Below are 24766 nucleotides of genomic sequence, written 5' to 3' on the forward strand. Positions count from 1 at the left end.
CAAATCAAATGTTTAAAATGAAAAAGTTAAGTTACTTGATGTGGGCTTGCTGTGTGGCCTGCCTACTGCATTCTCCTGTTACCCAAGGGCAAAAGGCCGCGGTCAATCAAACCAATTACGCGCTTACCCCAAAGCTACCGCCCCCGCCGAAGCCCGAGCCTTTCAAAGTGTCCACCATCCCTCTGCCGGACAACGTTCTGGATGCGGTGCTGGTCAACTACTTACCCGATGCCCAACATCTGATTATGGAGGTCACTATGGCCGGTGCGAAAAAATCGAACCTTGCCGTCATGAAGGACGATGGCACCGGTTTCAAATGCCTGACCTGTGATTTGCCGGAGAACATCGGCGGAGAAATGCCGGTACCCCTTGCGGATGGAAAGCGCGTTTACACGCCGACCGGCATTCTTGAATGCAGCCCCTCTATCGTGGATTGCAAGCAAGCCCGAATCCTACCGCTGGTGTACCCAGCTGTTCCGGGAGCTAAAACACTGGCCCGCATTGCCAGCAATATGTCTCAGGACGGCATTCACGTCGCTTACACCCTGCTGGTAGCGAGGCCATTACCGAGCGCCCTGGTGCTGGTGAGCGAACTGACCCGCGTTTCAGATGAGAAAGGAGCGCGCTACGAACTCGCCAAAACGAAGGTAATTTCAGGAGACAAGACAGCGCTACCCGGTGCTCCTATCTTCCGGCCCTTCTTCTACGGAGGAGGCGAGGTAAAAAGCTTTACCGGGATGGGGAAATATCTGACGACTATCAGTGCCTTTGAAGCAGGTAATTTCGATATTGCCAAAATCGACCTGACCACCGGCGACGTCAGCCGCTTCACAAGGCATTTCAGCTATGATGAGGGCGTTTATCCTTCGCCGGACGGCAAGTGGCTGATTTTCCAGTCGCACCGGCATACAACCCGAATGGACGCGTTTAGCCTGATCCCCCGCCCGCTCATTGTCAACAATGCCCTGGCACCGGGAGTCGCGGAATGGCGGAACGAAGAAGTTGAAGGGTTCAGGGATGCCAGGCGGTATTACGGCCTGACGATGACGGACCAGTACGGCGACCGTGCACGGCTACCGGAGGACGGATACACCGGGCAGAACCTGACGACGGCATCGGACAACCTGACCGAGTACAATCACTTCGGTAACCTGACCTGGCACCCAAGCAGCACCCGCGGTATTTTCTGGGAGCAAAAGGATCCCCGGAAGGTAAAAAAGGGCGAAGCGATGGGCCGCCTGCGGATGATTACTTTTACATCGAGAAAGCCGACTACTCCCCTTCCGATCGTGACCCCAACCATGGACTGGGCAGTGAACCTGGCAGATCTTAAACCACTGGATTCCTCACAACCAACCGAAGGAAAGCTGGTCGGGCTTGTTTCCGGCCATGCCAATATAAGCACCCAAAAACCTGCGTCGCCTTCCGAAGAAACGCTATTCAAAATCGAGTATGTGAATTTCTCCGATGATGGGCAATATGTCCTGAATGGCTCAGAAACGATCGGTCAAAAAACCTTTTGGGAAGCAACCTGGAATGCGGATATTACTGTAACCGGCAAACACAAGGGTTTTCTCAAAGTTGATAACGCGAAGTTTAGCGGAAGAAGCCATGGGTCGGGCACCATCCGGACACAACTGGACGGCCACAAAATTGAAGTTGATCTCTCGAAAGGCCTGCCAACGGGCGTACCTGGCGAACTTCGGTAATACACAACCAAAATTTCTATGCTATTAGCGAAAAAGACCATTGTTGTGACCGGTGCCGGAAGCGGTATCGGTCAGCAACTGAGCCTGCAACTGTTGCAGCGGGGAGCCAACGTCGCGGGCATCGATATCAATGCAGCTACGCTTGACGAAACGGGGCGGCTGGCAAGTTCAGCGCCGGGCGAATTCAAAGGCTTCCAGGCAGACATTACCGATCCCAACAAAGTAAACTCGTTACCGGCCGAAGTGCTCGCGCATTTCGGTACGGTCGACGGAATCATTAACAATGCCGGTATTATCCAACCTTTCCGGCGCGTTCTCGATCTGACGATCGAGGATATCAACCGCGTAATGGCTGTTAATTTCTACGGTACGCTCTACCTTACGAAAGCCTTTTTGCCGCTTCTTTTAGCCCGGCCGGAGGCGCATATCGCCAATGTGTCGAGCATGGGCGGCTTTCTTCCGGTGCCGGGCCAAACGCTCTATGGCGCAGCAAAGGCGGCTGTAAAACTGTTTACCGAGGGACTTTATGCAGAATTGAAGGATACCCATGTGAAGGTTACGGTCGTGTTTCCCGGTGCCGTTGCGACCAATATAATGCAGAACTCGGGGCTGAACGTCCCTAAGGCGGACACGGCCGGTGCGTCTGAGTTCAAGCCCATATCACCGCGGGAAGCCGCGGGGCAGATTCTTCGGGCCATTGAGAAGGACCAATTTCGTGTGGTGATTGGCCGGGATGCGCGTGCTATGGACAAACTTTACCGTCTCAATCCAAAATATGCGGCTGACCTGATCCAGCGCAAAATGCGTTCCTTGCTAGGCTAGGCAGGGGGTTTCAAGCAACCGGTAATCCTGAATACAGATTGAATAAAGCGGACAATGCGGCTAGCGCGATACTAGCCGCATTGTCCGCTTTTTAGTTAAAGTTACTATTTCGAACGCGCTCCAATTGCAATTACTTAATATTTATTTTCAACATTTAAAAATCCAATTATCAAACAATTCAATTAATCGTTTTCCCGTAGTGGTATGTCCTACCTGAATCTCATTTTGCATTTACTCACGAAACTCATTTACAAAATCATCAGAAATAGTCACAAAATTCAGTTATCGATACTTCATCACCCATTCATACCACAAAACCATTAATTATATTAGTTGAAAACAAATTCGAATAACAATTATATAAATATTAATATCCATCAAAATGAAATTTCAAAATAGAAAACAAGTTTAACGGAACAATCCATTTCACCCAAAGGAAAGGCCATTATTCATGTTGCCGTTTAATAATATAAAATATGATCGAATTAAGTATTCATATAAATTCGATTCGTTAACATATTTTTTTCAAATCTAAACTGTAAGCAAATGGCAAAGGGTAGAAAAATTCCAGAAAAACTTACGCTTACCAAAACAGATCTAAATTTAATAGATTTGGGTATTGAAATTTTAAGAAACAATAATGTTAAGAAAGTCGACGATCTTACCCGACTGAAAGACATTAACGAGCGGGGTGTAGCCGTTCCTGGTCGGGACTTGGTAGCCACAACACCCTATGTTGAAGTTGCGGTTGCGGTGGTGGCCCTGACTATTGCCGTTTATAAAGCATATAAATCAGGGGCTCTCGCGAACACCCGGGTATTGCCTACCGAGTTGCTTCAAAGATTCAAGATTGAGCACGACTTTTCCCTCGAACAGTTAATAGACGCCAGGGGAGAAATCAACACGATGTTAAATAGGTAATCGAACAAATCAATTAGTAAATATGGACATTTGTGTAGCTTTCATATTCGGTGTGTGGCTTTTGATTTCAATTATTTGGCAATTCCAATTCAAAAGCTTGACAACCATCAAGGAGTTCGACTTTATTGGTATTTTCCCCAACTGGACCTTTTTCGCCCCCAATCCAGGAACCAGCGACTATCATATTGTGTATCGATTGGCGCAAAATGATACCGTTATAACCGAATGGACGGAAATCCCCCTGATTTCTTACAGGACCTATTCAAATTCCGTCTGGAATCCGGAAAAAAGGAAGGTAAAACTACTGATAGATTGCATCAATGCACTGATCAAGACCGTGCAAAAATGTCGTAAAGAAAACATGAGTGATCTTTACATGACACAAAATCTATGCACAAGTGTTCCATATTTACTAATACTTAATGCAGTAACAAAATTCCATCAAAATAACACGGATAAAAACGCTACGCATTTGCAGTTCACCCTTGTGGAGAGTTTTGGGATAGGGTCAACCGAAGCAGCGAAGCCTATTATCAGTTCTCCGTTTCATCGTGTCAGGTAAATACACTTAAAATCATGACAATATGTATTACTATGAATATTTATACGTCATTTTACTATTATTCGTAATAGGCCAGGTTTTCACGACCTCAGAGTTGCTGTTCCTGCACCTCAAAGGGGAATACAGCAGCAACGGTTTTTTCTCCTGGAAAATCATAAGGCTCGACATCAACACCTTGACCGGAGACTCTCGAATCGGGAATATTCTGGATAATCTTTTAGATGCCCGTGGTTTTGTTAAACTGGTGTTCATGAAGTTGGCTTGCCTGATTATTCTGGTGGCTGCCGCTCCGTACTCCTACCTTTTCACATTCGCTAGCGCAACGCTCGTATTATGCATGCTTCTGATACAATTCAGGAGCATGTACGGGGGAGATGGTTCAGATCAGATGTCACTCATTCTTGCGGTGTCCATCTTTTTTGGATTAAGCATGGTTTCGTCGCCAGTCATTCAAAAGTATTGTTTTTATTTTATTGGCTTACAATCATGTCTGGCCTATTCAACATCAGGTATCGCAAAAATACTCTCAAAAAAATGGCGTAGCGGCGATGCGGTCTATGAGATTTTCAATACCGGATCGTATGGAAATAAAACCATATCAAATTTGCTGAAAAATAAAAAATACATCAACCTATTTTTGTGCTGGGCAGTAATCATCATGGAAATAATATTTCCTTTATGTTTGATCGGTCCGATTTATGTATCGTTTGCCATACTCCTGTGGGGATTCACTTTTCATTTACTGAATGTGATTGTCATGGGCCTGAATTCATTTTTTTGGGCATTTACAGCCACCTACCCCGCCCTGATTTTTATTATGCTGGATATTAAAAACTTGATTTGATCACATCGTCAGATGCGGCCCGCGGTAAAGCCACCGATAGTGCCTAATGAATACCGGGAACCCCGCTATAAACCAGTAACCGCAATGCGTCGGCGTCTCGCAAATGCCAGCTTCCCCACGATATGGGCGTATCACCGTTTGCGTCTTTCACCGACGGGTCGGCTCCGGCTTCCAGTAAGCTTTTGATAATCGTCGTGCTCGCGTACGCGGCGGCCCTGTGCAGCGGAGTTTCCCCTTTGAGGTAAGCATCGCGCATGAAGCAAAGGGTCGACACACCGGGGAATGTTTTCTTATTCACATCAATGCCTGCGGCTATTAAGATCCTGACAATTTCTTCCCTCTCCTTCATTTCGCTGGTTTTAGAAATCGTGTAGTGCAAAGCATTCTCGCCAGTCTCTGTGAATGCGAAATTGGCGTCCTCCCCTTTATCCAACAGCCATTTTACAGAATTCACCTTTCCATTGTAAGCCGCGTTGCACAGGAGGTTGGCACCCTCAAACGTGATTTTGGCTCCTAAGCTGTAGAACAGGTCCAACGCCGCTATATTACCATCCCAGGCGGCTGTAAACATCGCAAAATTGCCCCACTGATCGGTATAGTTGATATCTGCCCCGAGGCTCACCATTTTTTCGACTGTCGCCAGATGGCCATCGAAAGCTGCCGATAACATTTGTTTGTTCAAGTCATCCATAAGTTCCCGGTTTATTTTAAGGCCCAGATGTCACATGGCTCACCCCGCGTGGTTTGAGGCCGCAGCTACCTATGAGTTTGTCATCTATTAAATATAACCGGATTTTCGACGCTGTCGTCAAAACGCCACCATCCCATTCGCTGGCTTTGGCGTCGTTCCGTAAAACTTGCCGCTATTTCGTCAATGAAAGGTAGCCGTGGGCCCCGTGAAAAGGACTTTTCATGGCCGGACGTAGTGGAAAGATTCTCCCCACGTCATATTCAGTGTTTTGAAGGATGAGGCTTTGAGCTCGGGGTAAGTTAATTGCAGAAATTCGGAATCGCCCCAGAACGGTACCCGGTCGTCCAGCGGATGTCCCAATTCATTTTCGTGTCCGGGAATCACAAGTTCGGGATTGAACCCTTTTACGATCCTGTGGATTTCGTTGGTCCAGCTTGGGGGGATCAGCACGTCAACGTGGTACTTCCTTGCCACATGGTCAATCCAGTCGTAATCGATCATGAATTTTCCCTCGTTGATCTGGTCGCCCATATGCGAAAACGAAAGGCCTTCGGGTGTGAACACGAGCGGAACATTATTTTCAGTTTCTCCCATCTGGTGTCCGGGATACAACACGATTTTTAATTTCCGACCACTTTTGAGCGTCAGTTCCTGCAAGGTGTCGGCCTGCCGCTTCAAATGCGTTACTGCATTGTGGACCGGTTGTCCAGCCCAGATTTGAGGCGGCGCGATTACCGGTTTTCCATTGTCGATAAACTGCCTCGCAATCGCTTCATCAGCATGGTCGCGGTGGTAATGGCTTACGAAAAGTACATCGCATTGGCGAATGAGCCGGGTCATGATGTTCCCGGAAAGAGCAAATGAGTCGGAACGGGAGCTTTTCCCATCCACAAGATCGAATGCAAGCGTTACCGTTTTCGTGCGGATGATGAAACCCATATTATACAGTTTCCATATGACGGCCCCTTTTTGGACTTTCGTATTTTCGATTTCCGCGAGGGTATTTGCTATTCTTTCATGAAAAAAATCCTGCACAGGCTTTCTGTACGCAGCATACTTGTCGTGCAATACGGCATCGAGCAATAGTAAATGGGGCTGCCTGTGCGCCTGATGCGACAGCCCGGGAGGATATTTTTTGAGGGTTGCGTTGACTTCCGCAAGAAATGCCCTGGCCTGCCGGTCCATATATGCGTTGCCTTTGGCATCAAGGCAGGGGTCGGTGAGCGTCGCCGTATCGGTGGGCTTGTTCTGCGCAATACATAATGATGAAGAGAACAGTATTACACAAAGAAAGCAAGTGCGTATCATCGGTTGGGTTTTAAAGAATAACTGGTCTAATTACTCAAGACCCTCCATTTGATACCCCTCCAAGCCGGAAATGTTTGCTCCTGGTAAGATGAAGCTATCGTGCCGCCAGCGGGTTTTAGCGCGCAATAGCAGTCGTGCTCAAATCAATGTCCGAACCATGCTCAGAATCGTAAAACTCAGCAAAGATTATCCTGGCAACTACTTTTCCACCTGCCGTCTCCAACGAGAAGTCAACATTTAACAGCGCCGAAATATCCCTTACCAATATTAAGCCTAACCCGTAACTATCTCTACCTGAACTGCCAGCATCCGCTTCAAACTGGTACCCCTGATCTGTTCGCGGAATTTCATCCCGGTCTTCGCCCGGAACTGGGTTTTGAATACAAAGGTGCAGCCGGTCATCGATAACGGTGCCTGATATTTCGATTTCACCGTCCAGGGTATTTTTTATCGCGTTGTCCAGCAGATTATGTAGGATCACGCCAAGAAGGTTAGAATTGCTGATCACAGTCAGGTTTTCGTCCAAAGAGAAGCGTAATGTGTTGCCCCTTGAATGTAGAATCTGTTCAAACAAACCTGCCTTTTCGTGGATCAAAGCTACCAGGTTCACATTACCTAAATGCAGCGCCCCTTTACGGATCTGGCCTTTTGCAAATTCCAGCAGATTTTGCATAAATATCCCCATATTGCTCAACGCTCGTTCCAGTTGCTGATTATATTCATCTGCCCGCTCCAACTGGTTGTCCCTGATGAGATCGCCGGTAAGTTTAGTTCCGGTGATGATAAATTTCAGTGGTGCATTGACATCATGGGCGATCGATGCAATGATACGCGTGAGAAGGTATACCTGATGGTCCAGCTCGTCCTGCGACTTGCTCAAAACGGAAAGTGTTTGCTCTAATTCCGCGGTCCGCTCCGAAACGCGTATTTCCAGCAAGTATTTTTGCCGCTCGGCAGCAATAGCACGATCTGTGGCTCTTTGTAACGCCTCTTTTTGCCGCTGACGTTCGATTTCAAGCAAAAAAATAATGGGAACCATAATAAGTCCTATTAAGAGGCCGCGCAAGGAAAGGCGAATTGCTGCTATCCAAAATGGAAGTTCACGGATTGGTTTAAGCGGATAGTCCTCGAAAAAGGGGTTTGATCCGTAATAGAACAAATTGGACAGAATAGCGCAAAATATCAATGAAACAACGAGTTTCTGCCAGGTAACTAAACCAGGCCGGTAGTAAGTGTAATAGCTCACCAGCCAGATTGACATACACATCAGCCAGATAACAGTTTCCGACCCGATCAGATTTACGGGGTTAGCAGCCTGGCCCTCAGAAAGCCTGACTGGCAGGATGGAGACGGTTACCACGGTAGCCATCAGCGCACCAAGTCGCGAATTGTATTTCTTCATGGAAATAATATAGGAGCAATAATCCTTGCAATATAGCAGGTAGATAGCCTGTTGCCAATTTGAGCCTCAATGCGGAGCAGCCGATTTCATTGCATTGGTCTCGCCTATAAAGTTTTATATTTGGCGATGCAAAGCCACGGCTGGTCGGTGAGCGCGAGAGCTCGCACCCGATAGCAGGCTTTTGAATTGTTTGAAGCTCAACGAAGTTCCATGAACGACCAACCCATTATAATTGCCGACGACGACGCCGATGATAGCGAATACATGCGCACGGCCCTGATTTCGGTCTTTGGCCAGGACAAACAAGTGATACAGGTTCCGAATGGCCGCGAATTACTCGCACTCGCCAAAAGCCCAACATTTCGACCGGAGCTCATCATTATCGATATGCAAATGCCGTTTATTTCGGGAACGGATATTCTCTGCAAACTGCGCGACCAGCAACATCTGAAGCAGGTACCGCTGGTCATCATGTCGGGTGATAAGTATAATCTGGAACTCGCCTACCGGGCTGGTGCAGATGGTTTCTACTCAAAGCCAACATCACCCGAGGGCTATCTTGAAGTTGCCATCGATATTAGAACACAATACTACCGTTAGCAAAAGCGAAGCCAGGATCCTGGCCGCCGGGGCATTTACACTGGATATACCCGATCAAAAGCGCAAGTGCTCTCTGGATTTGATCTTAAAGGATGTCACCTGTACACCTAAAAACAGTATATTTAAAGTGCGGGAAAGCGATATTTGTATCTGGCGATAACATAACGATCTTTTGTGTTGGAACAGCACAGCATTGGCACAGAAGCCAATTTTTTAAGGAACACAGGCGAATCAGGGCAATTGATTCTTCAATATGACTGGGACAATTCCTCCCTGGGCCCCCTTTCTCAGTGGCCGTCCAGTCTGCGTACTACACTGGGCATTGTATTGCATTCGGCGTTCCCTATGTTCCTGTTTTGGGGACCTGACAATATTTGCTTTTACAACGACGCCTATCGCCCCAGTTTAGGTCTACCGGGGAAGCATCCCGCCATTGGCAAGCCGGCAATCGAGGTATGGCCGGAGATCTGGGAAATGACTGCTGCGCTGATCAATGAGGTATATTTAACAGGAAACGCGCTGTGGTTTGAGAACAAGTTGATCCCCATTGAACGCAATGGCCGGCTTGAAGACGTCTATTGGACATTCAGCCACAGCCCGGTATACGGGGACAATGGTACCATAGCCGGTGTGCTGGTTACCTCGCTGGAAACAACGCCGACGGTGATAGCCCAGCAGAAGATCAAGGAAACGGTCTTAAAACGTACGCGGGAGCTGGAACAAGCCAACGCCTCGATCAGTCAGGCCAACGCGTACCTTCAGGATATCATTAACTCATTCAAACAACCTCTTCAGGTGCTCGTGCCCGTCTATGAAGGGGGCGAGATCGTTGATTTTCGTTTCAAACTGACGAATCAGGCCTATGCGTCCTATGCCAACACGACACCGGATGCGATCAGCGGCAGCAGAGTAAGCGAGATATTCCCGGGTTACCTGAAAACAACCAGTTTTACCAATGTGGCACGGACTTTCCTGTCGGGGGAAACGGACACGTGGATGATCCATTATGATCAGGACGGGCTGGATTTGTATAATGAAATGACTGCGATTAAAATGGGAGACGAAGTGATACTTCATTTCGCAGATTATACGAAGCTGAAATACCTCGAATTTGAGCTGCTCAATAAGATCACAGAGCTTGAAAACTCGAATCAAAACCTTGAAGCCTTCGCACATGCCGCGTCACACGATTTGAAGGAGCCTGTAAGGAAAATACAAATGTTCGCCAACATCCTCCAAGGGCAACTCGGGGATAAATTATCCGAGCAAAACCGAATGACATTCAGCAAGATCATATCCGCAGCTGAAAGGATGGGTAAGCTGATCGACGACTTGCTGCAGTACTCGCAATTTAGTCTTTTGCCGCCTTTAATGGAACCGGTTGACCTCAATGAGAATGTCCGCCAGGTAATAGAAGATCTGGAAGTTCGGATTCAGGAAAGCAACGCGTCTTTGATATTGAAGGAACTACCCGTCATAAATGGCTACAAAAGGCAGTTGTACCAAATGTTTCAAAATCTGATCAGCAATTCGCTGAAATACCGGGACCCCGCAACTCCGCTGAACATTGAAATCTCCGCAGCCCCTTGCACCGAGAACGGAATAAACTATCACCAGCTGGAAGTACGCGACAACGGTCTGGGATTTGAACAGCAGTTTGCCGAGAATATTTTCCAGCTTTTCACCCGCCTGCAACACACCAGTATGCAAGCAGGCAGCGGCATCGGGCTCTCTACCGTCAAACGGGTCGTCGATAACCACAAGGGAATCGTCAGAGCTGAGAGCCAACCCGGCAACGGCGCGCTATTCAAAATTTTTCTACCAAATAGTGCGCCAAACGTTGAAGTGAGCCATTTCTGATCGCGCGGCTTTTTCTAATGCAAAGGTTATGCTGTTATTCACTTCGTAATGACTTTACCGGGTTCGTCAGAGCTGCTTTCACACTCTGAAAACTGACTGTCAATAGCGCTACCACCACAGTAGCCAAAAGTGCCAGCAGGAAAATAGCCGGATTAAGCGAAATCTTGTACTCAAAATTCTTTAGCCAGCTCTCCATCGCCCACCACGCGACAGGCGCAGACAGTACAAAAGCAATAGCGATTAATTGTATAAACTCTTTGCTAAACAACCAAAGAATGCTCCGTACACTAGCCCCGAGTACTTTACGGACGCCAACCTCCTTAGTTCGTTGATTGACCATGAACAAGACAAGCCCATACAGGCCCATACAACCAATAACCAGAGCTATCCCGGTGAAGAAGTTGATCAACTTACCCATCGTCTGCTCCTGCTGATAAGCCTCCTGAATCTGATCATCTACAAACTGGGGATCGAAAAAACTATCGGCATAAACTTGATTGTAGGCCTTTTCCAATTGTTTCAACGCCCGGCCGAAGTCAGCCGAACGCAACTGGATGTTGGCCGAGTAGTACCCGCTGGCCATCGTGGTAAGGAACATGGGCTTGATCCGCTGCCTGAGATCAGACTGATTGTAATCTTTTAAAACGCCGACGATTTCCAGGGATACCGACTGTTTATGCAGGATTTTGCCCAACACCTCCTCCGGTCGGCTGAAACCCAACTGCCGCATGAAGGTTTCGTTAATGAGTGCTTCGCGGGCAGTGTCGGAACGTTGGAGGTTGCGGCCGGTTATCAGTTTCAATCCATACAAACCCACATAATCGGCATCAATCCAAGCCTGCTGCGGGGTATAAGGCTCTTCATTCGGGCGGGTCTCGAAACGGACGTTCGTTTGACTGGTGGAGCCTGACTGAGGGGGCCCACTCATCGAGTAACTGAAACTGCTCACATTGGGTACTGAGGAAGCCAGGTTACGAAACGCGCTCATTTTGCTGATGTCCTGCGCCGGAAGGTTTGGTAGGCTCACAGTCAGGATAGCATCCTTTCGAAAGCCCAAATCTTTTGTCTGAACGTAGCTGAGCTGATTGGTCACTACGATTAACCCGATAATCAGCATTTGCGAAATGGCAAACTGCGCCACCACCAGTCCCCGCCTGAGGGAAAAGCCACCGGTCTGCTGCGTGGTGAGACGTCCGGCTAATGCCACCACCGGACGGAAACCCGCCACGATCAACGCCGGGTAGAGGCCCGCCAGCAGAATGACCGCGGCCACCATAAGGGCCAGCCATGCCAGCACCGACGGTGAAAAGTAAAATGTAAACCGGAAAGGACCACTCAGATACGAATGAGCCAATGTTTGACCATACTGAAACAGGACGATCCCCAAGGCAAGGGCAGATAGTACTATGAGCGTAGTTTCGCCCATGAATTGCCAGAATAGCTGCGTTTTTGTACTGCCCAATACCTTACGAACGCCCACCTCCCGCGCGCGGTTGAGCGCCTGTGCCGTAGCCAGGTTCACAAAATTGATGCTCGCCGTACCTATCAGCAGTATGCCGATCAACACCAGCGACAGTAACAAGCCGCGACTAACGCCCCCATACTCGGGAGACAGGTGCATACTGCTAAAAGGTATAGCCGGGTAGGATGTTTCCTTGATTTTCCTGGGATTATACTTCTTGACGAACGGAAGCATTTGCTGGTTCCAATCCGCGACCGTAAAGCGGTCGTTAAACAGGGCAAAACAGTGGGTGCTGCCGTTCGTGTTGTCAAAGGGTTCATCTTCGGGACGTCCATTGAACTGCTCTTTCAGCGACCCCCAAGAGGCCATGATCGAGTAATCCAGATCGGTATCCTCGCGGTAGTCGGCAAACACGCCCACCACACGCGCGGGAATGCGCGCCTCGAGCCGAACCGTCCGGCCTATGACGTTGGTGGTGGTACCGAAGCATTTGCGGGCCAGCTCAGCGCTCATTACGACTGTACCTGGCTGGCTGAGGTCGTCGGGCCCACCTGCAATCCAGGTGTAGTCGAAGATGCTGAAATAAGCCGGTTCAACAAACGCGCCGTTGTGACTCTTCTCTTTAATTTTCTTATCGGCCTGGTTGGCGACGGGCACCGCTATCAGTGGCGAATACCACTCATCCAGCATTGCAATGCGCTCAATCCCGGGGTAATCGTTGCGAACCGCCTGACCAAACGGGTAAGGGATACCCTGAATGTTGAATTCGTTGGTAGGCGATGTAAACCGGGAAGTGAATTGATAAATCCGGTCGTAGTTCCGATGGTGATGGTCGGTTTGGTAGTGGAAGCGAACAAGCGCGAAAATCAGCAGGGCACAACCCATACCAAGTGCCAGACCTGATATATTAATGAATGCATAAGCTTGGTTTTTGCGTAAGTTACGCCAGGCAATTTTGAAATAGTTTTGTAGCATATTGATGGATCGTGATGCTTTGTTCAATCTAAAAAGGCTTCCCCCTGCCCTATTGAGTCAATTATCATACCACGAAGTTGAACCTGCATTTTGATTAAGGAGAGGCTTCCTAATCGCTTAAAATGTACGATTTCGGACAACCTGTGTCCGGTACTGCTGCAACCCAATTGATTTGTATTTTCCTTTCGAATTTCCTTTTATGAATTTTGTTTGGGTATATCAAATGAGTGACTTCCCTTTTTCCCGACAAGTAGAACGGCTTCATCACGAGAAGTTAAAACAGAAAACATAATTTCAACTGACTAGCATATAAAACTATGGCAAAAAGTAATTTAGTAAGAATGGACAATATCGGCATCGTTGTAGAATCCCTTGACGACGCCGTTTCGTTTTTCACAGAACTCGGACTGAAGCTTGAGGGACGAGCCACCATTGAAGGCGAGTGGGCTGGCCGTGTAACCGGACTGGGCTCTCAGCACGTAGAGGTTGCTATGATGGTTACGCCGGATGGTCACAGCCGGCTCGAACTTTCCAGATTTCTTACCCCACCAGTTAAATCGGACCACCGAACTGCGCCTGTGAATGCATTAGGGTATCTGCGGGCCATGTTCACGGTTAAAGACATTGACGACACGGTAGCCCGGCTCTCTGCGCACGGCGCTCAGCTGGTTGGAGAAGTGGTTCAGTACGAGAATTCGTATCGGCTCTGCTATATGCGCGGAACCGAAGGGATTCTTATTGGATTGGCAGAAGAAATCGGGCACAAGTAACAAAAAGCGCCCCGGCTATGTAAAAATCACATAAGCGGGGCGCCGGGGCTTGGAAAAACGGTGCAATTCGACCTTCGCTTTAATAGCCGTCGTTCTGTTTCAGATTTGAGTTTTTATTAAGTTCCGGACGCGGGATTGGCAGTAAGCTCCGGTAAGCTCCGTTTGGCTTATGGGAAAGCCACGACTTGGTAGTGAAAACTCCGAACCGGATCAAATCCTGGCGGCGGCGGCCTTCCTGTGCAAACTCCCAGCCCAATTCATCCAAAAAGCGTCCGTACTTAATGTCTGCCCCACCTTCCCGCGTCGATGTGGTGGTGTTGCGGAGCCCGTAATCGTATGCGCTACCCTTCATCAGATCGGCGCCGGTGACAGTAGCTTTGGTAGGGTTGGCTTTGAAATTGCGTTGTCTGACGGTTGTGACAAGCGTAGCGGCTTCATCGGCTTTACCACTTCTGAGAAGCGATTCCGCTTTCATCATAAGCACATCGGCATAACGCAAAAGTGGCCAGTCGTTACTCAGATTGACGGTGGTACCTTTTTCAATTTCGAACTTCCCAAGCCTGAAACCGTGAATCTCTTCGGACTGATCGACACCCGGCAGTTCGTTGATATAACTCAGAGGCTTGCCTGCAAAAGCGCCCAATGTGCAGTTAAGCGGTGTTCCGCCGGCAGAAAACTGAGGCCCCTGGATCCAGTTACTTGTCAACCTTTCATCGTTTTTGTCGAATGAATTGATAAACTGCGGGATAGCACAAATTCCTCCCCAAGGTGTATTCAGCAGATTATACGTAGCCTGGTTGGCCGGTTGAAGTGTTTCCATGTGTATTGAAAAACCATTCCAGTCCGTCACATATTTAATGTCAAAGGGGATCGCAAAAATAATCTCCTTCGATGATTCATTGTTTGTTTTAAAAACCTCTTTTTGGGTAGCTTCCAGTGCATAACCCGCACCGGAATTGATAACCGCATTGCAATGTTCAATACACTTGTCCCAGGCTGCGGTTCCTGTAAATACCTCTGCATTCAAGTACATCTTGGCAAGCAAAGTATGTGCTGCCCATTTGTTGAACCGTCCGTAAGTAGTAGGGTCATTCTTGTCGGAAAGAAGCGGCAGGTTATCGGTGATATCCTTTACGATAAACTCAAAGACCTGCTTACGGGTACTTTGCTCCGGTAAAAAGCCGGCGGGTACATCAAACTGGGTAATGATGGGTACATTGCCGAAGATGTCGCAAAGCACGTAGTAGTACGAAGCCCGCAGTACTTTCAGTTCGGCAATAACCGCCTCTTTCCCGTCGGTGAATGGGATGCTGCCCGATTCGATCTGATAAATGATGCGGTTGCAATTGGCAATCCCCGCATAGGACCGGTTCCAGTTGTTGACGGCAATGTCGTCATCGGCGGTCCATTTATGGTCGTGTATCCGGCGATAAACACCACCATCCACCCAGCCGTTGGGCCGCGCGGGCATCACGAGTTGGTCGCCGGAAACCTCCTGTGTCCTGAAGAGCCCGTTCCATTGTTGCAACACGTCACGCCAATTGGTATACGCTGCGCCAACGAGTGAGGCCACGTCTCCCGACGCAGGCGTGAACTGGCTTGCAATGATCCTGTCAAAACTCTCGTCCTTTAATTCGGTGCAGGCAGTAGCCCAAAGCAAAAGAAGTAATGCAATCTTACTTTTTATGATTAACTGTATGTTCTTCATGATCGGAGATAGTTTAAGAATTTTACAAAACAAGGTTTAGCCCCAGGGTGAATGTGCGCGTGGTTGGGTACTTGTCACGGTTGTCATTCCCTGGTGAGAGCCCCAGCCGGTCCACTTCCGGGTCGATGCCCTTGTACTTTGTAAAAGTGAAAGTGTTCAATGTAGATCCGTAAATACGGATGGACTTGATGAACTTATTCTTGAACCCATTGATATCGTAGCCCAGTGTAATGTTGTCGATTTTCCAGAAATCGCCGTTTTCTACATAGTAGCTGTTAAATTCCTGCGGCATACTGGGGCTTAGCACGGCCTTGTCGAATATTTTGTCGTAAGCAGACTTGATATTGTTGTACTGCTGCAATCCGGTGCTTTCGAAGAACATGCGCTGGAAGTTCAGGATCTGATATTTGAATGCGCCCCGCATGGTCACCCCCAGATCAAACTTCTTGTAACGGATGTTGTTGTTCCAGTTCAGGTAGAACTTGGGAAGGCCGTTTCCGAGCACCCGCTTATCTTCAAATGCATGCTGATAGTCCGCATAAGCCTGCGGTTTTCCATCCCTTCCCTCGTAAATCCATTTCCCGTCTTCCGAAATATCGACCACCTTGAACCCGTAGAAGTCACCGACCTTATCACCGATTCTCACAATATGGGTAAAGGTCTGCACCGGATCGCCGGTTGCTCCCGTTACGAAATAGTCATTTGTGGACTTATAAATTTCGTTCGAAAGGCTCACAAGCTTATTGGTATTGGTGGAATAGTTGACGCTCGAATTCCACACCAGGTCTTTCGTCTGAACCGGAACAAAATTGACAAGCACTTCAAGCCCCTTGTTCTCCATTACCCCCACATTCGCGCGGGTGGAAGTATACAGGTTCGGCGGGCTGGGTACCTGAAAATCATATAGCAATCCATTAATCCGCCTGTTATAATAGTCGATGCTACCGCTGATCCTTGCTTTCAGGATCGAGAAGTCAAGACCGATATTGGACTCGTGCTTTTCTTCCCACCGAAGGTCCGGATTGGGGTTCTGCGCTGGTACCAGGGTTTGTATCCACTTCCCGTTCGAGTAAAAATATTTTTGATAGTTCAGGATCGCTACCCCCAGAAACAGGTTGCTGGGCTGGGTACCCGTTACACCATAGCCCGCACGAAGTTTCAGATCGTCAAACAGATGTTGGCCTTTCATAAAAGCCTCATTGCTAATGCGCCACCCGAGCGAAACGGCCGGAAATGTCCCCCAGGGATGCTTACTGCCTACGAGTTGGCTAGCTCCTTCATGCCTTACGCTGGCGAGTAGCAGGTAGCGGTCATCATAGTTATAGGTAGCCCGTGCGAAAAAGCCGATCAGATTGGTTTCCGCTTTTCCACTGCCCATCGGCGCAAGGCCCGTTTTGATGGCGTTTCCTATACCTATGTTGTTGTAGGTGAATTTGTCGGTCGGGAAATCCCAGTTTTGCATCCAAAAATTCCGGTTCGAGTTGTCCTGATAGCTGTAACCGCCCAAAACAGATGCCTTGTGCTGCCCAAAGTTTTTGGAAAACTGCGCGGTCAATTCCATCAATTTGTCCACAGACGACGTGGACCCGTTAGAAGCATAGCCATTGCGGCCGTCGCGCAAGGTGGAAATGTGGTTCTTCGTCTCGGAATAACCGCGGGTTTGATTGTAGCGGTTGTAGGAGAGCAAAGCCGATAGTTTCAGGCCGCTGATTGGATTATAAGTCAGGTTACCGGTGATGCGGCTGTTTTGCGAATCGTTTTTCCCATCGCTTTCATACAGACGTGCCAGGGGGTTGTCGTAATTAAAGATACCGGTTTGCTGAAACCATGTTCCATCCGGGTTTTTGGTAGGGGCAGTTGGATTTTGTATCAGCGCCTGGCGGTATGCATAACCATTGAAGCTCACGCCGTCGCCGGTCGTCGGATAAGTATTGTAGGAGTTAAGAAACCCGATATTGATGTTCAGTTTATCATTGAACATGGTATGGTTTACGTCAGCGCGCCCATTGAAAGTGGTGTTTTCCGACTTAATAAAAATCCCATCCAGAAAGCGGTAATTGAGGTTGACCAGGTAATTGGTTTTGTGGTTGCCACCGCGGAACGTCAGGTTGTGTATCTGACTGAGCGTCTTTTTCGTCACCTCTTTCATCCAGTCGGTATTCCCGCCCAGGTCCCAGGATTTATCCCTGATGCCCTGTGCAATATGCTCCCGGTAATCGGCAGCGGTAAGCAGGTCCAGCTTCCTGGCGATCGTCTGGGTACTGAACGAAGTATTGTATTCAACTGCACTGTTGTAGTCCCCGCTGGCTCTTTTGGTGGTCACGATAATCACCCCGTTGGTACCGCGTGTGCCGTAAATGGCCGCAGCGGAACCATCTTTCAACACATCAATGGCCTCGATATCTTCGGGGGCAATCGTCTTAAGATCTCCCGGCACGCCATCGATCAGAACCAGTGGGTTGGAATTGGCGCCGAGTAGCGTCGTATTTCCGCGAAGCAGGATCTGCGAGCCTTGCGTAGGGTCGCCGCTCGGTGCCGAAATGGTAAGCCCGGCTACTTTTCCCTGCAAAAGCTGCCCTGCATCGAGGGTTGGGCCTTTGATGAAATTTTCGGGGGTTACGCGCACCACGGCACTGGTAACATCCGCCTTCCGCTGGCTTCCATAACCTACCACTACCACTTCCTCCAGCGCCTTGTCGTCCACCACCAATTTGATGTCCACCACGCTCTGGTTGCCTATCGCTTTCTCCTGGGTCACGTAGCCAAGAAAACTATAAACAAGCGTGCCCTTTTCGTCCGGGATATTCAGGCTATACTTCCCATTAACGTCTGTTGCCGTCCCGGTTTGTGTTCCTTTCAAGACGACATTTACGCCCGGCAATCCGTCCCCCTTTTCATCGGTAACTTTTCCGCTGACCATAAACTGCGTCAAGTCCTCCGGTTTCAGGATCTCCGCGGGTTCTTCGACAGCGCCCGAGTTTTCAAATTCGTTATCGCTTAAAATTATATGCTTTTTGTTGACCTGGAATGATATCTCCAGGGGTTTGAAAAACCGGGCAAGTACCTGGGCGAGCCTTTCGTTTTTGACTTCCAGCGTTACCTTTCGCCTCGACCGGATCAGCTCCGGGCTGTACATGAACTTTACATGTGCGATAGCTTCTATTTTCAATAAAGCGGTCTTAATATCCTGGTTTTCAATCTTCAATGTAACCCGCTGTTCAAGGATTTCCTGTGCATGTCCGGGCCGGGCAACCACAATGGTCGCAAACAATGCAATGGTGCAGAATTGTATCAACGTCACCTTCATAGAAAGCAGTAGTAAGCGTTGGAGGACTGGGTTAACTTTCATACATTTGATTTGTTTTGTGTCGATTTTTGGGAAAATTTTGGACAAAGCGATCCCCCGGGCTTTTTGCAAGAAAGCCTTATACGTAAGTAGAAAAAGGGGGAGGATTATGGAAGACCCGCAGTGCCGCAAACACTGCTGGTCTTTTTTATTGGGTAGAGCTTATGTTTTCATATAGCTGAGATTCTGGGTTGAGATGGTTGGTTTACTTCCTGCAACTTCTTACATTCATCACGATCTGTCCGTCGATCATTTCGTAACTCGCATGAATGGCCTTGCACATCAGGTTTAATTTTTCTATCAGCGGTTCGTCGGCCATGGAAGCCGTCAGGGTACAGTTTTGCACCTGGTTTTCGTCCACGATGATTGGAATGCCGTAAGCTTTTTCAAACTTTCTGAAAACTTCAATCAGCGGCGTTTCTTCAAAAACAAAGTCCTCTTCCCTTACCGTACGGTCCACAATGACTGGATTGGCGATCAGGCTTTTCTGAAATTGCTTTTCGTCTTTTTTGTAATAAATCTCCTGATTGGCCGTCAGCACGATCCCATTGAGCGAAGGATTGGGCTCCTCCTTGGTTTTGGTTAACTCCTCATTGTCAAACACCGACACTTTCCCCGTTTTCACAGTTACGAGTACCTTTTCTTCACTATCGAAGGACCGGATCGTAAAACTCGTACCAAGGACTTTCACCACCAGCTTATTGAAATGCACCAGAAAAGGCTGGTCAGGGTTCCTTGCGACATCAAAAAATGCCTGCCCGTCCAATCGTACAACACGGATACTTTTGTCGAATGCCGCGGGATAGGTGAGCGAACTGCGAGGCTGAAGGGTAACTTTACTACCGTCGGCCAGGCTAATTATTTTGGCCACGTCGGAGTTATTGTGTTCTTTAATCAGCTCGCCCTGCCCGGGAACCTGTGATGTTTCCGGATCTGAAACGAATGCGAATTTGCTTCCTGCGGAATAGAACCAGGCAAAGCCCAGTATCAGCAAAACAGAAGCGGCCACAGAGAATGTACTTACGGAGTATCTCTGCCAGAACGGTTTCACCACCTGCCTGTCATGGCGTTTCTGGTGTTTTGATAAAATTTTGTTCGCGAATTGCTCAATATAATCGTCGGTCACCGCTGGTTGCCCGTCGGCGATGTTGAGCAAAAACGACCTGGCTACTTCCATCTCCCCCCGGAGATGAGGGTGCTTTTCGGACAATGCATTCCAAAATAGACCAGACTCCTGCTTCCTGTGAAAGATCCAGTCGCGAAATCCCGGATCATTCACAAAGTCTATCGTCTTGAAATTTTCATACTCATTCATGAAATTGAAGTATTGTTGATTTCCTGATACGATTAGAAAGAATCGCATCATTTATACCCTATTTCACAAAAAGTTTTTTGAAAAATTTCGACTAGTCTACTAAAACCAATTGATTAACAATAACTTGTGAAGAAAAAGAAAAGGTGCAAATATCCAATTTTCCCTCAAAACATTGATGCTTTTCAACAGCAGGTTCGAAACGGACTGTTTGCTGATGCCCATCATTTCGGCAATTTCATCATTGTCCAGATTTTCGTAGTAACGAAGAAAAAGGACCTCCTTTTGTCGTTTGGTAAGGAAAGAAAAGAAGCGGGTGATTTTTGAAGTAAGCTCTGTTGACTCGTCGAGGCTGACAAGAAATTTTTCGATGTTTTCGAAATCCGCAAAAAGATCCTCCTTTTCGGGCATTTCGATGTTAACCATGTTGTCGTTCATAGCCCTGATGAGGTTATTCCTCAGGCATTTGAAAAGGTAATTTTTAATTGAAACAGGGTTACCAAGATGGGTTCTTCTTTCAAGAAAATCCAGGAAAAGGTCCTGAATAACGTCCTCCACCAGCGAACGATCTTTGCTGAATTTGCTTCCATAGTGAAGCAGGGGACGAAAATAGCGCGACAGAAGTATATTCAAGGATTGATCATCCCCACTCTTAAAAAGAGCCCAGGCCACGGTGTCTGTGATATTTACCTGCTGGATTTCGATCAATTTATCCATTTTGCTCAATGCTGGCCACGACTACTTAGAGAACTGGCATTGCCGGGCCTGGTAAACACAGGGACAAATCGGCATGCAGGAGCTACTAATTAAGACTAACACCACAAATATTGTAATTATTTTCACAATAATTGTAATATATACAATTATTACTTTCAGTATTCCATCAACGTGGTGGTATGCCGAAAGAGCTGATTAATCGAAGAAATCTCCGCTCACGAAGCCCATTGCTCCCCGACTTATCCAAATCAGGAACTTTTAAAGCTGAATAATCTGTCTCTTGTTAAACCGGTCTGGAAAACGGCCTGAAAGATGCATTATGAAGAAAATCGGATTTTTATCGTTCGGACATTGGTCAAACCATCCGGCTTACCGGGCCCGGACAGCAAGCGACACGTTGCTTCAATCTATCGACCTGGCTGTCGCTGCCGAAGAGATCGGTTTGGACGGCGCTTACTTTCGGGTTCATCATTTTGCAGCGCAGTTGGCATCGCCCTTTCCTTTGCTTTCGGCTATCGGCGCTAAAACGCGTAAAATAGAGATTGGAACGGGTGTCATTGACATGCGGTACGAAAATCCGCTTTACATGATAGAAGATGCCGGCGCGGCGGATTTGATTTCGGAGGGCCGACTGCAATTGGGAATCAGCAGAGGATCGCCGGAACAGGTAATTGACGGTTGGCGCTATTTCGGGTATGAACCGGCTGAGGGTGAAACCGATGCAGATATGGGACGCCGCAAGGCATTGGAATTCCTGGATAAGCTCAATGGTGTAGGATTTGCGCAACCAAATCCATACCCGATGTTCCCGAACCCGCCGGGCCTGCTGCGTTTGGAACCTTACTCGGAAGGATTGCGGGAACGTATCTGGTGGGGAGCCGGCTCCAACGCCACTGCTGTTTGGGCGGCCGAAAACGGAATGTATCTTCAAAGTTCAACCTTGAAATTTGATGAAAGCGGTAAGCCTTTTCATGTTCAGCAAGCCGAGCAGATCAGATTGTACAAAGAGGCGTGGAAAAAAGCGGGGCACCAGCGTGAACCGAGGGTTTCCGTGAGTCGGTCTATTTTCGCATTGGTATCCGATCAGGATCGCTATTTATTTGGACAGGAATCCAATCGGAGCGATAAAATTGGCATGATCGAACAGAACAAACGCGCGATTTTCGGTAGAAGTTACGCCGCAGAACCGGATCAGCTGATAAAGGAACTGGCACAGGACGAGGCTATCCAGGAAGCGGATACGCTCCTTTTGACAATACCTAATACGCTGGGAGTTGACTACAACGTACACGTATTGTCTTCTATTTTAGAGCACGTGGCCCCCGGATTGGGGTGGCGCTAAATCCTTGTTCAAATGGTGAATTGTTTTCATCGGCCTCGCTTTCTTACTTATACAGTATTCTGATCTGAAGACCTATGGATGTGAACCTCAGATTGCGGCTCGTGACACCGCCAATGGGATAACGAAGCTGCGGTTCGATTAACAGGGAGCTCCGCGTCGTTACCTTCTTTTCTAGCAGGATTGAGGCACTTAAATACGACGCCGGAGCAAAAACAACCCCGCTGTTCCCACCGGTCAACGGCCTTTCTTGCTTTGAAACCAGTTCTTGAACTTCCCTGACTTCTCCGTTGGAAAGCGCCAGCGTATTCGTAACGATTTTATCCTTCCGATACAATTCTTTGAAATGCTCACCCCAATTTAAGGACGACGACACCCCGAAAAGACCGGATAAGCTAAATTTTGGGCTGTTATGAAGCGCTACCTGGATATCTACCGGAATATCCAGGTCCCACCAGCGGTAATCGCCCGTGGTGAGCCATCTGACCGCATCTTTCTTAAATTCCGGATCCGGGTTGCTCACGTACGCGTGTTCGCGCAGCAGGGCGAGCCCGCCGCGCAGCGACAGTTTGGATGCAATAGGAAATGTAGCAAAAACGGCGGGTCCTAATGTAAGTCTGTTTTCGGAAGGTCTGGTATAGTTTGCCCTCATGGCCGGCCCCAGGCTTAGGTGAAAGCCACGACCGATATTTCCGGTATCCCTGGTCGCATTCATTTCGCTAAGCCGGATGGACGGTAGCCCCAATTTTACGGCATATAATGAAGGTCCTCTGCTGAGCAACGCTCCCGGATTCCGAGGCAAATTGGCTTCCGACCCGGAAATAACGAATGGAGAATTGTTGTGCGACGGCATTAAATGAGGAATTGTAGAGGCGGTGCCCGCTAATCCGATACCTGTTTTAACCCGAAATGTTTCAGGTGTTTTTCCCGAAACTGCCTTTTCGTGGGCATTTCTTTGATAACTGGCTCCCCGGGATCGCAGATCGATGCTTCTGTCGGTCTTACCGTTCTCAACCTGCGCACGATGCTTTTGAATGCCCCCCTTAAATCTATTCGATTGTTGAACAGCCCTTTTTCCATTTTCTAAAAAGACCCGGAAACCAATCAAAACGCCCAAAATGAATAGGACCAACATGCCGATGCCTGCGGCACCGGCAAGTTTTCGGTTCCTATCCTTCCTGCGCCGGTGTTTTTCAAATAGCTGCCAGGAATCATCTCTGGGGTCGCTTTCAAACCCGGCCAATTTGTCCCTTATTTTCCGAAACCCTTCGTCATTCCCCATATCGGCTTCCAAATTTTCGTTGTAACATCAACGACTTTATCCGTTGCTTTGCCCGCGTCAAATAGGTCCTGCTGGTGGCTGCGGGAAACCCAAGCATCTCTCCTATCTCCTGGTGGTTATATCCTTCGATTTCGTATAGGTTAAACACCAATCGTTGGCTCTCCGGAAGCTCCTGCAATAATTTGATAATTTCCTCAGCCGAAAGTTTGTCGATCACATCCTCCGCGATCGTCATATCCTCTTCGGCATAATCGGTGGTGATCCTTTCCATTCGTCGCCGCTCTTTGCGGTAATGGTCAAGCGCGGTATTCACGACGATTCTTCGCAGCCAGGCCCTGAAAACTAAGATTTCCCGGGTGATCAGGATATTTTCAAAGACTTTCAGGAAACTGTCGTTCAGAATTTCCTGGGCTTGCTGATCGGAATTGGAATACCTCAGACATATACCCATCACAAACCCATAAAAATGCCTGAACACCTTTTCCTGGCAACGCGCGTCTCCGCGTCGACAGCCTTCAATCCATTCCGATTCCAGAAAATGTTGCAGAACAAGGGTATTCAAAGTAGAAGAATAGGTTAATAGAGATTACCTTGTTTTGTTTACAAATTCGACACGCTCCCTTTTTCATCCACCACTTTGTCAGCCACTTTCGACCCATTGGACACTCTCACTACGAAGTCGGTTGGATTGAAGGAATCACCTATTAACTTTTTAAGATCAACCTGCAACGTGTAGGATCCTTTGGGATCGCAGCCGTCGTTGTTGCTCTCATTTGCTACCACCAGGTTGATCTGCTGCGGATAAGATTCAAGTATCTCTCCATTCCAGATTGTTTTGAAGTCATCCGCCGAACAGCCGCCCTTCACATCGATGGCCAGCGTATTGCCGGTAAGTACGATGTTCGGGATTTCGAAAGGGACACCGCGGGAGTCTGCCCTGCTCTTCATGATCCGTTCGTAATCACCATTTAGTTCGCTTCCCGGATCGGGCTTTACATTTTGGTTATTATGATCACAGGCGACGAATGAGAGCAATGACAGCAACAGCATTCCTGTTCCAACTAGTCTGATTTTTTTCATGGTTCTAAGTGATTTGATTTCAAACACATGACGTATCAGCGGAAGCAAACGCTACA

20 protein-coding genes are annotated in these 24766 nt (G+C 48.1%); 9 read left to right on the forward strand and 11 right to left on the reverse strand.

The features are described 5' to 3' along the window. Window positions 1-17: 17 nt before the first annotated feature. The 5 genes from IEY24_RS10800 (at window position 18) to IEY24_RS10820 (ending at window position 4858) form a co-directional block, all read left to right on the forward strand. Window positions 18-1709 (forward strand): TolB family protein, encoded by a 1692-nt coding sequence (locus IEY24_RS10800; RefSeq protein WP_188931523.1) that lies wholly within the window; start codon window positions 18-20, stop codon window positions 1707-1709. Window positions 1710-1727: 18 nt separating this feature from the next. Beyond that, window positions 1728-2531, forward strand: coding sequence for an SDR family NAD(P)-dependent oxidoreductase (locus IEY24_RS10805; protein WP_188931525.1), 804 nt, complete (start codon window positions 1728-1730; stop codon window positions 2529-2531). A gap of 546 nt (window positions 2532-3077) precedes the next feature. Further along, a complete protein-coding gene (locus IEY24_RS10810; protein ID WP_188931527.1) occupies window positions 3078-3452 on the forward strand; it encodes a hypothetical protein in 375 nt (124 codons plus the stop codon). 22 nt (window positions 3453-3474) lie between these two features. Next, the gene (locus tag IEY24_RS10815; protein ID WP_188931529.1) at window positions 3475-4014 is read left to right on the forward strand and encodes a hypothetical protein; all 540 of its coding nucleotides are present in this window, start codon (window positions 3475-3477) and stop codon (window positions 4012-4014) included. A 22-nt stretch (window positions 4015-4036) separates the two neighbouring features. Then, window positions 4037-4858 carry an HTTM domain-containing protein gene (locus IEY24_RS10820; protein ID WP_188931531.1) on the forward strand — a complete coding sequence of 274 codons (822 nt, stop codon included), beginning with the start codon at window positions 4037-4039 and terminating at the stop codon, window positions 4856-4858. A gap of 43 nt (window positions 4859-4901) precedes the next feature. On the opposite strand, the gene IEY24_RS10825 is transcribed toward IEY24_RS10820, so the two are convergent. From IEY24_RS10825 to IEY24_RS10835, 3 genes are all read right to left on the reverse strand, one after another. Continuing rightward, a complete protein-coding gene (locus IEY24_RS10825) occupies window positions 4902-5549 on the reverse strand; it encodes an ankyrin repeat domain-containing protein (RefSeq protein WP_188931533.1) in 648 nt (215 codons plus the stop codon). 219 nt (window positions 5550-5768) lie between these two features. After that, window positions 5769-6857 (reverse strand): MBL fold metallo-hydrolase, encoded by a 1089-nt coding sequence (locus tag IEY24_RS10830; protein ID WP_188931535.1) that lies wholly within the window; start codon window positions 6855-6857, stop codon window positions 5769-5771. Between the two features lie 115 nt (window positions 6858-6972). Then, the gene (locus IEY24_RS10835) at window positions 6973-8118 is read right to left on the reverse strand and encodes a sensor histidine kinase (protein ID WP_188931536.1); all 1146 of its coding nucleotides are present in this window, start codon (window positions 8116-8118) and stop codon (window positions 6973-6975) included. Window positions 8119-8469: 351 nt separating this feature from the next. On the opposite strand from IEY24_RS10835, the gene IEY24_RS10840 reads away from it, so the two are divergent. Next, window positions 8470-8859, forward strand: coding sequence for a response regulator (locus tag IEY24_RS10840; protein WP_188931538.1), 390 nt, complete (start codon window positions 8470-8472; stop codon window positions 8857-8859). 174 nt (window positions 8860-9033) lie between these two features. Further along, window positions 9034-10719, forward strand: a complete 1686-nt coding sequence (locus tag IEY24_RS10845) for a sensor histidine kinase (RefSeq protein WP_188931540.1) — start codon at window positions 9034-9036, stop codon at window positions 10717-10719. 34 nt (window positions 10720-10753) lie between these two features. Here IEY24_RS10845 and IEY24_RS10850 read toward each other — a convergent pair whose 3' ends face one another. Then, on the reverse strand, window positions 10754-13156 hold the full coding sequence (locus tag IEY24_RS10850) for an FtsX-like permease family protein (RefSeq protein ID WP_188931542.1): 2403 nt from the start codon (window positions 13154-13156) through the stop codon (window positions 10754-10756). A gap of 317 nt (window positions 13157-13473) precedes the next feature. On the opposite strand from IEY24_RS10850, the gene IEY24_RS10855 reads away from it, so the two are divergent. After that, window positions 13474-13926: a VOC family protein gene (locus IEY24_RS10855; protein ID WP_188931544.1), complete on the forward strand. Its 453-nt coding sequence runs from the start codon at window positions 13474-13476 to the stop codon at window positions 13924-13926. A 79-nt stretch (window positions 13927-14005) separates the two neighbouring features. On the opposite strand, the gene IEY24_RS10860 is transcribed toward IEY24_RS10855, so the two are convergent. The 4 genes from IEY24_RS10860 to IEY24_RS10875 form a co-directional block, all read right to left on the reverse strand. Beyond that, window positions 14006-15634 (reverse strand): RagB/SusD family nutrient uptake outer membrane protein, encoded by a 1629-nt coding sequence (locus tag IEY24_RS10860; protein WP_188931549.1) that lies wholly within the window; start codon window positions 15632-15634, stop codon window positions 14006-14008. A 22-nt stretch (window positions 15635-15656) separates the two neighbouring features. Then, entirely contained in the window at window positions 15657-18983 is a 3327-nt protein-coding gene (locus tag IEY24_RS10865) for a TonB-dependent receptor (RefSeq protein WP_229221851.1), read from the reverse strand. A 202-nt stretch (window positions 18984-19185) separates the two neighbouring features. Next, the gene (locus tag IEY24_RS10870) at window positions 19186-20295 is read right to left on the reverse strand and encodes a FecR family protein (protein WP_188931551.1); all 1110 of its coding nucleotides are present in this window, start codon (window positions 20293-20295) and stop codon (window positions 19186-19188) included. Window positions 20296-20394: 99 nt separating this feature from the next. After that, the gene (locus IEY24_RS10875) at window positions 20395-21009 is read right to left on the reverse strand and encodes an RNA polymerase sigma factor (protein WP_188931553.1); all 615 of its coding nucleotides are present in this window, start codon (window positions 21007-21009) and stop codon (window positions 20395-20397) included. A gap of 319 nt (window positions 21010-21328) precedes the next feature. Between IEY24_RS10875 and IEY24_RS10880 the strand changes: the two genes are divergently transcribed. Further along, window positions 21329-22351 carry an LLM class flavin-dependent oxidoreductase gene (locus tag IEY24_RS10880; protein WP_188931556.1) on the forward strand — a complete coding sequence of 341 codons (1023 nt, stop codon included), beginning with the start codon at window positions 21329-21331 and terminating at the stop codon, window positions 22349-22351. Between the two features lie 43 nt (window positions 22352-22394). On the opposite strand, the gene IEY24_RS10885 is transcribed toward IEY24_RS10880, so the two are convergent. The 3 genes from IEY24_RS10885 to IEY24_RS10895 are packed head-to-tail and all read right to left on the reverse strand — an operon-like array spanning window position 22395 to window position 24710. Next, the gene (locus tag IEY24_RS10885) at window positions 22395-23630 is read right to left on the reverse strand and encodes a porin family protein (protein WP_188931558.1); all 1236 of its coding nucleotides are present in this window, start codon (window positions 23628-23630) and stop codon (window positions 22395-22397) included. Then, window positions 23620-24192, reverse strand: a complete 573-nt coding sequence (locus tag IEY24_RS10890; protein WP_229221875.1) for an RNA polymerase sigma factor — start codon at window positions 24190-24192, stop codon at window positions 23620-23622. The genes IEY24_RS10885 and IEY24_RS10890 overlap by 11 nt, the downstream gene beginning before the upstream one ends. A 38-nt stretch (window positions 24193-24230) precedes the next feature. Beyond that, window positions 24231-24710: a hypothetical protein gene (locus tag IEY24_RS10895; protein WP_188931560.1), complete on the reverse strand. Its 480-nt coding sequence runs from the start codon at window positions 24708-24710 to the stop codon at window positions 24231-24233. Window positions 24711-24766: the final 56 nt, after the last annotated feature.

The sequence above is a fragment of the Dyadobacter endophyticus genome, from assembly GCF_014641595.1.
Classification (GTDB): Bacteria; Bacteroidota; Bacteroidia; order Cytophagales; family Spirosomataceae; genus Dyadobacter; species Dyadobacter endophyticus.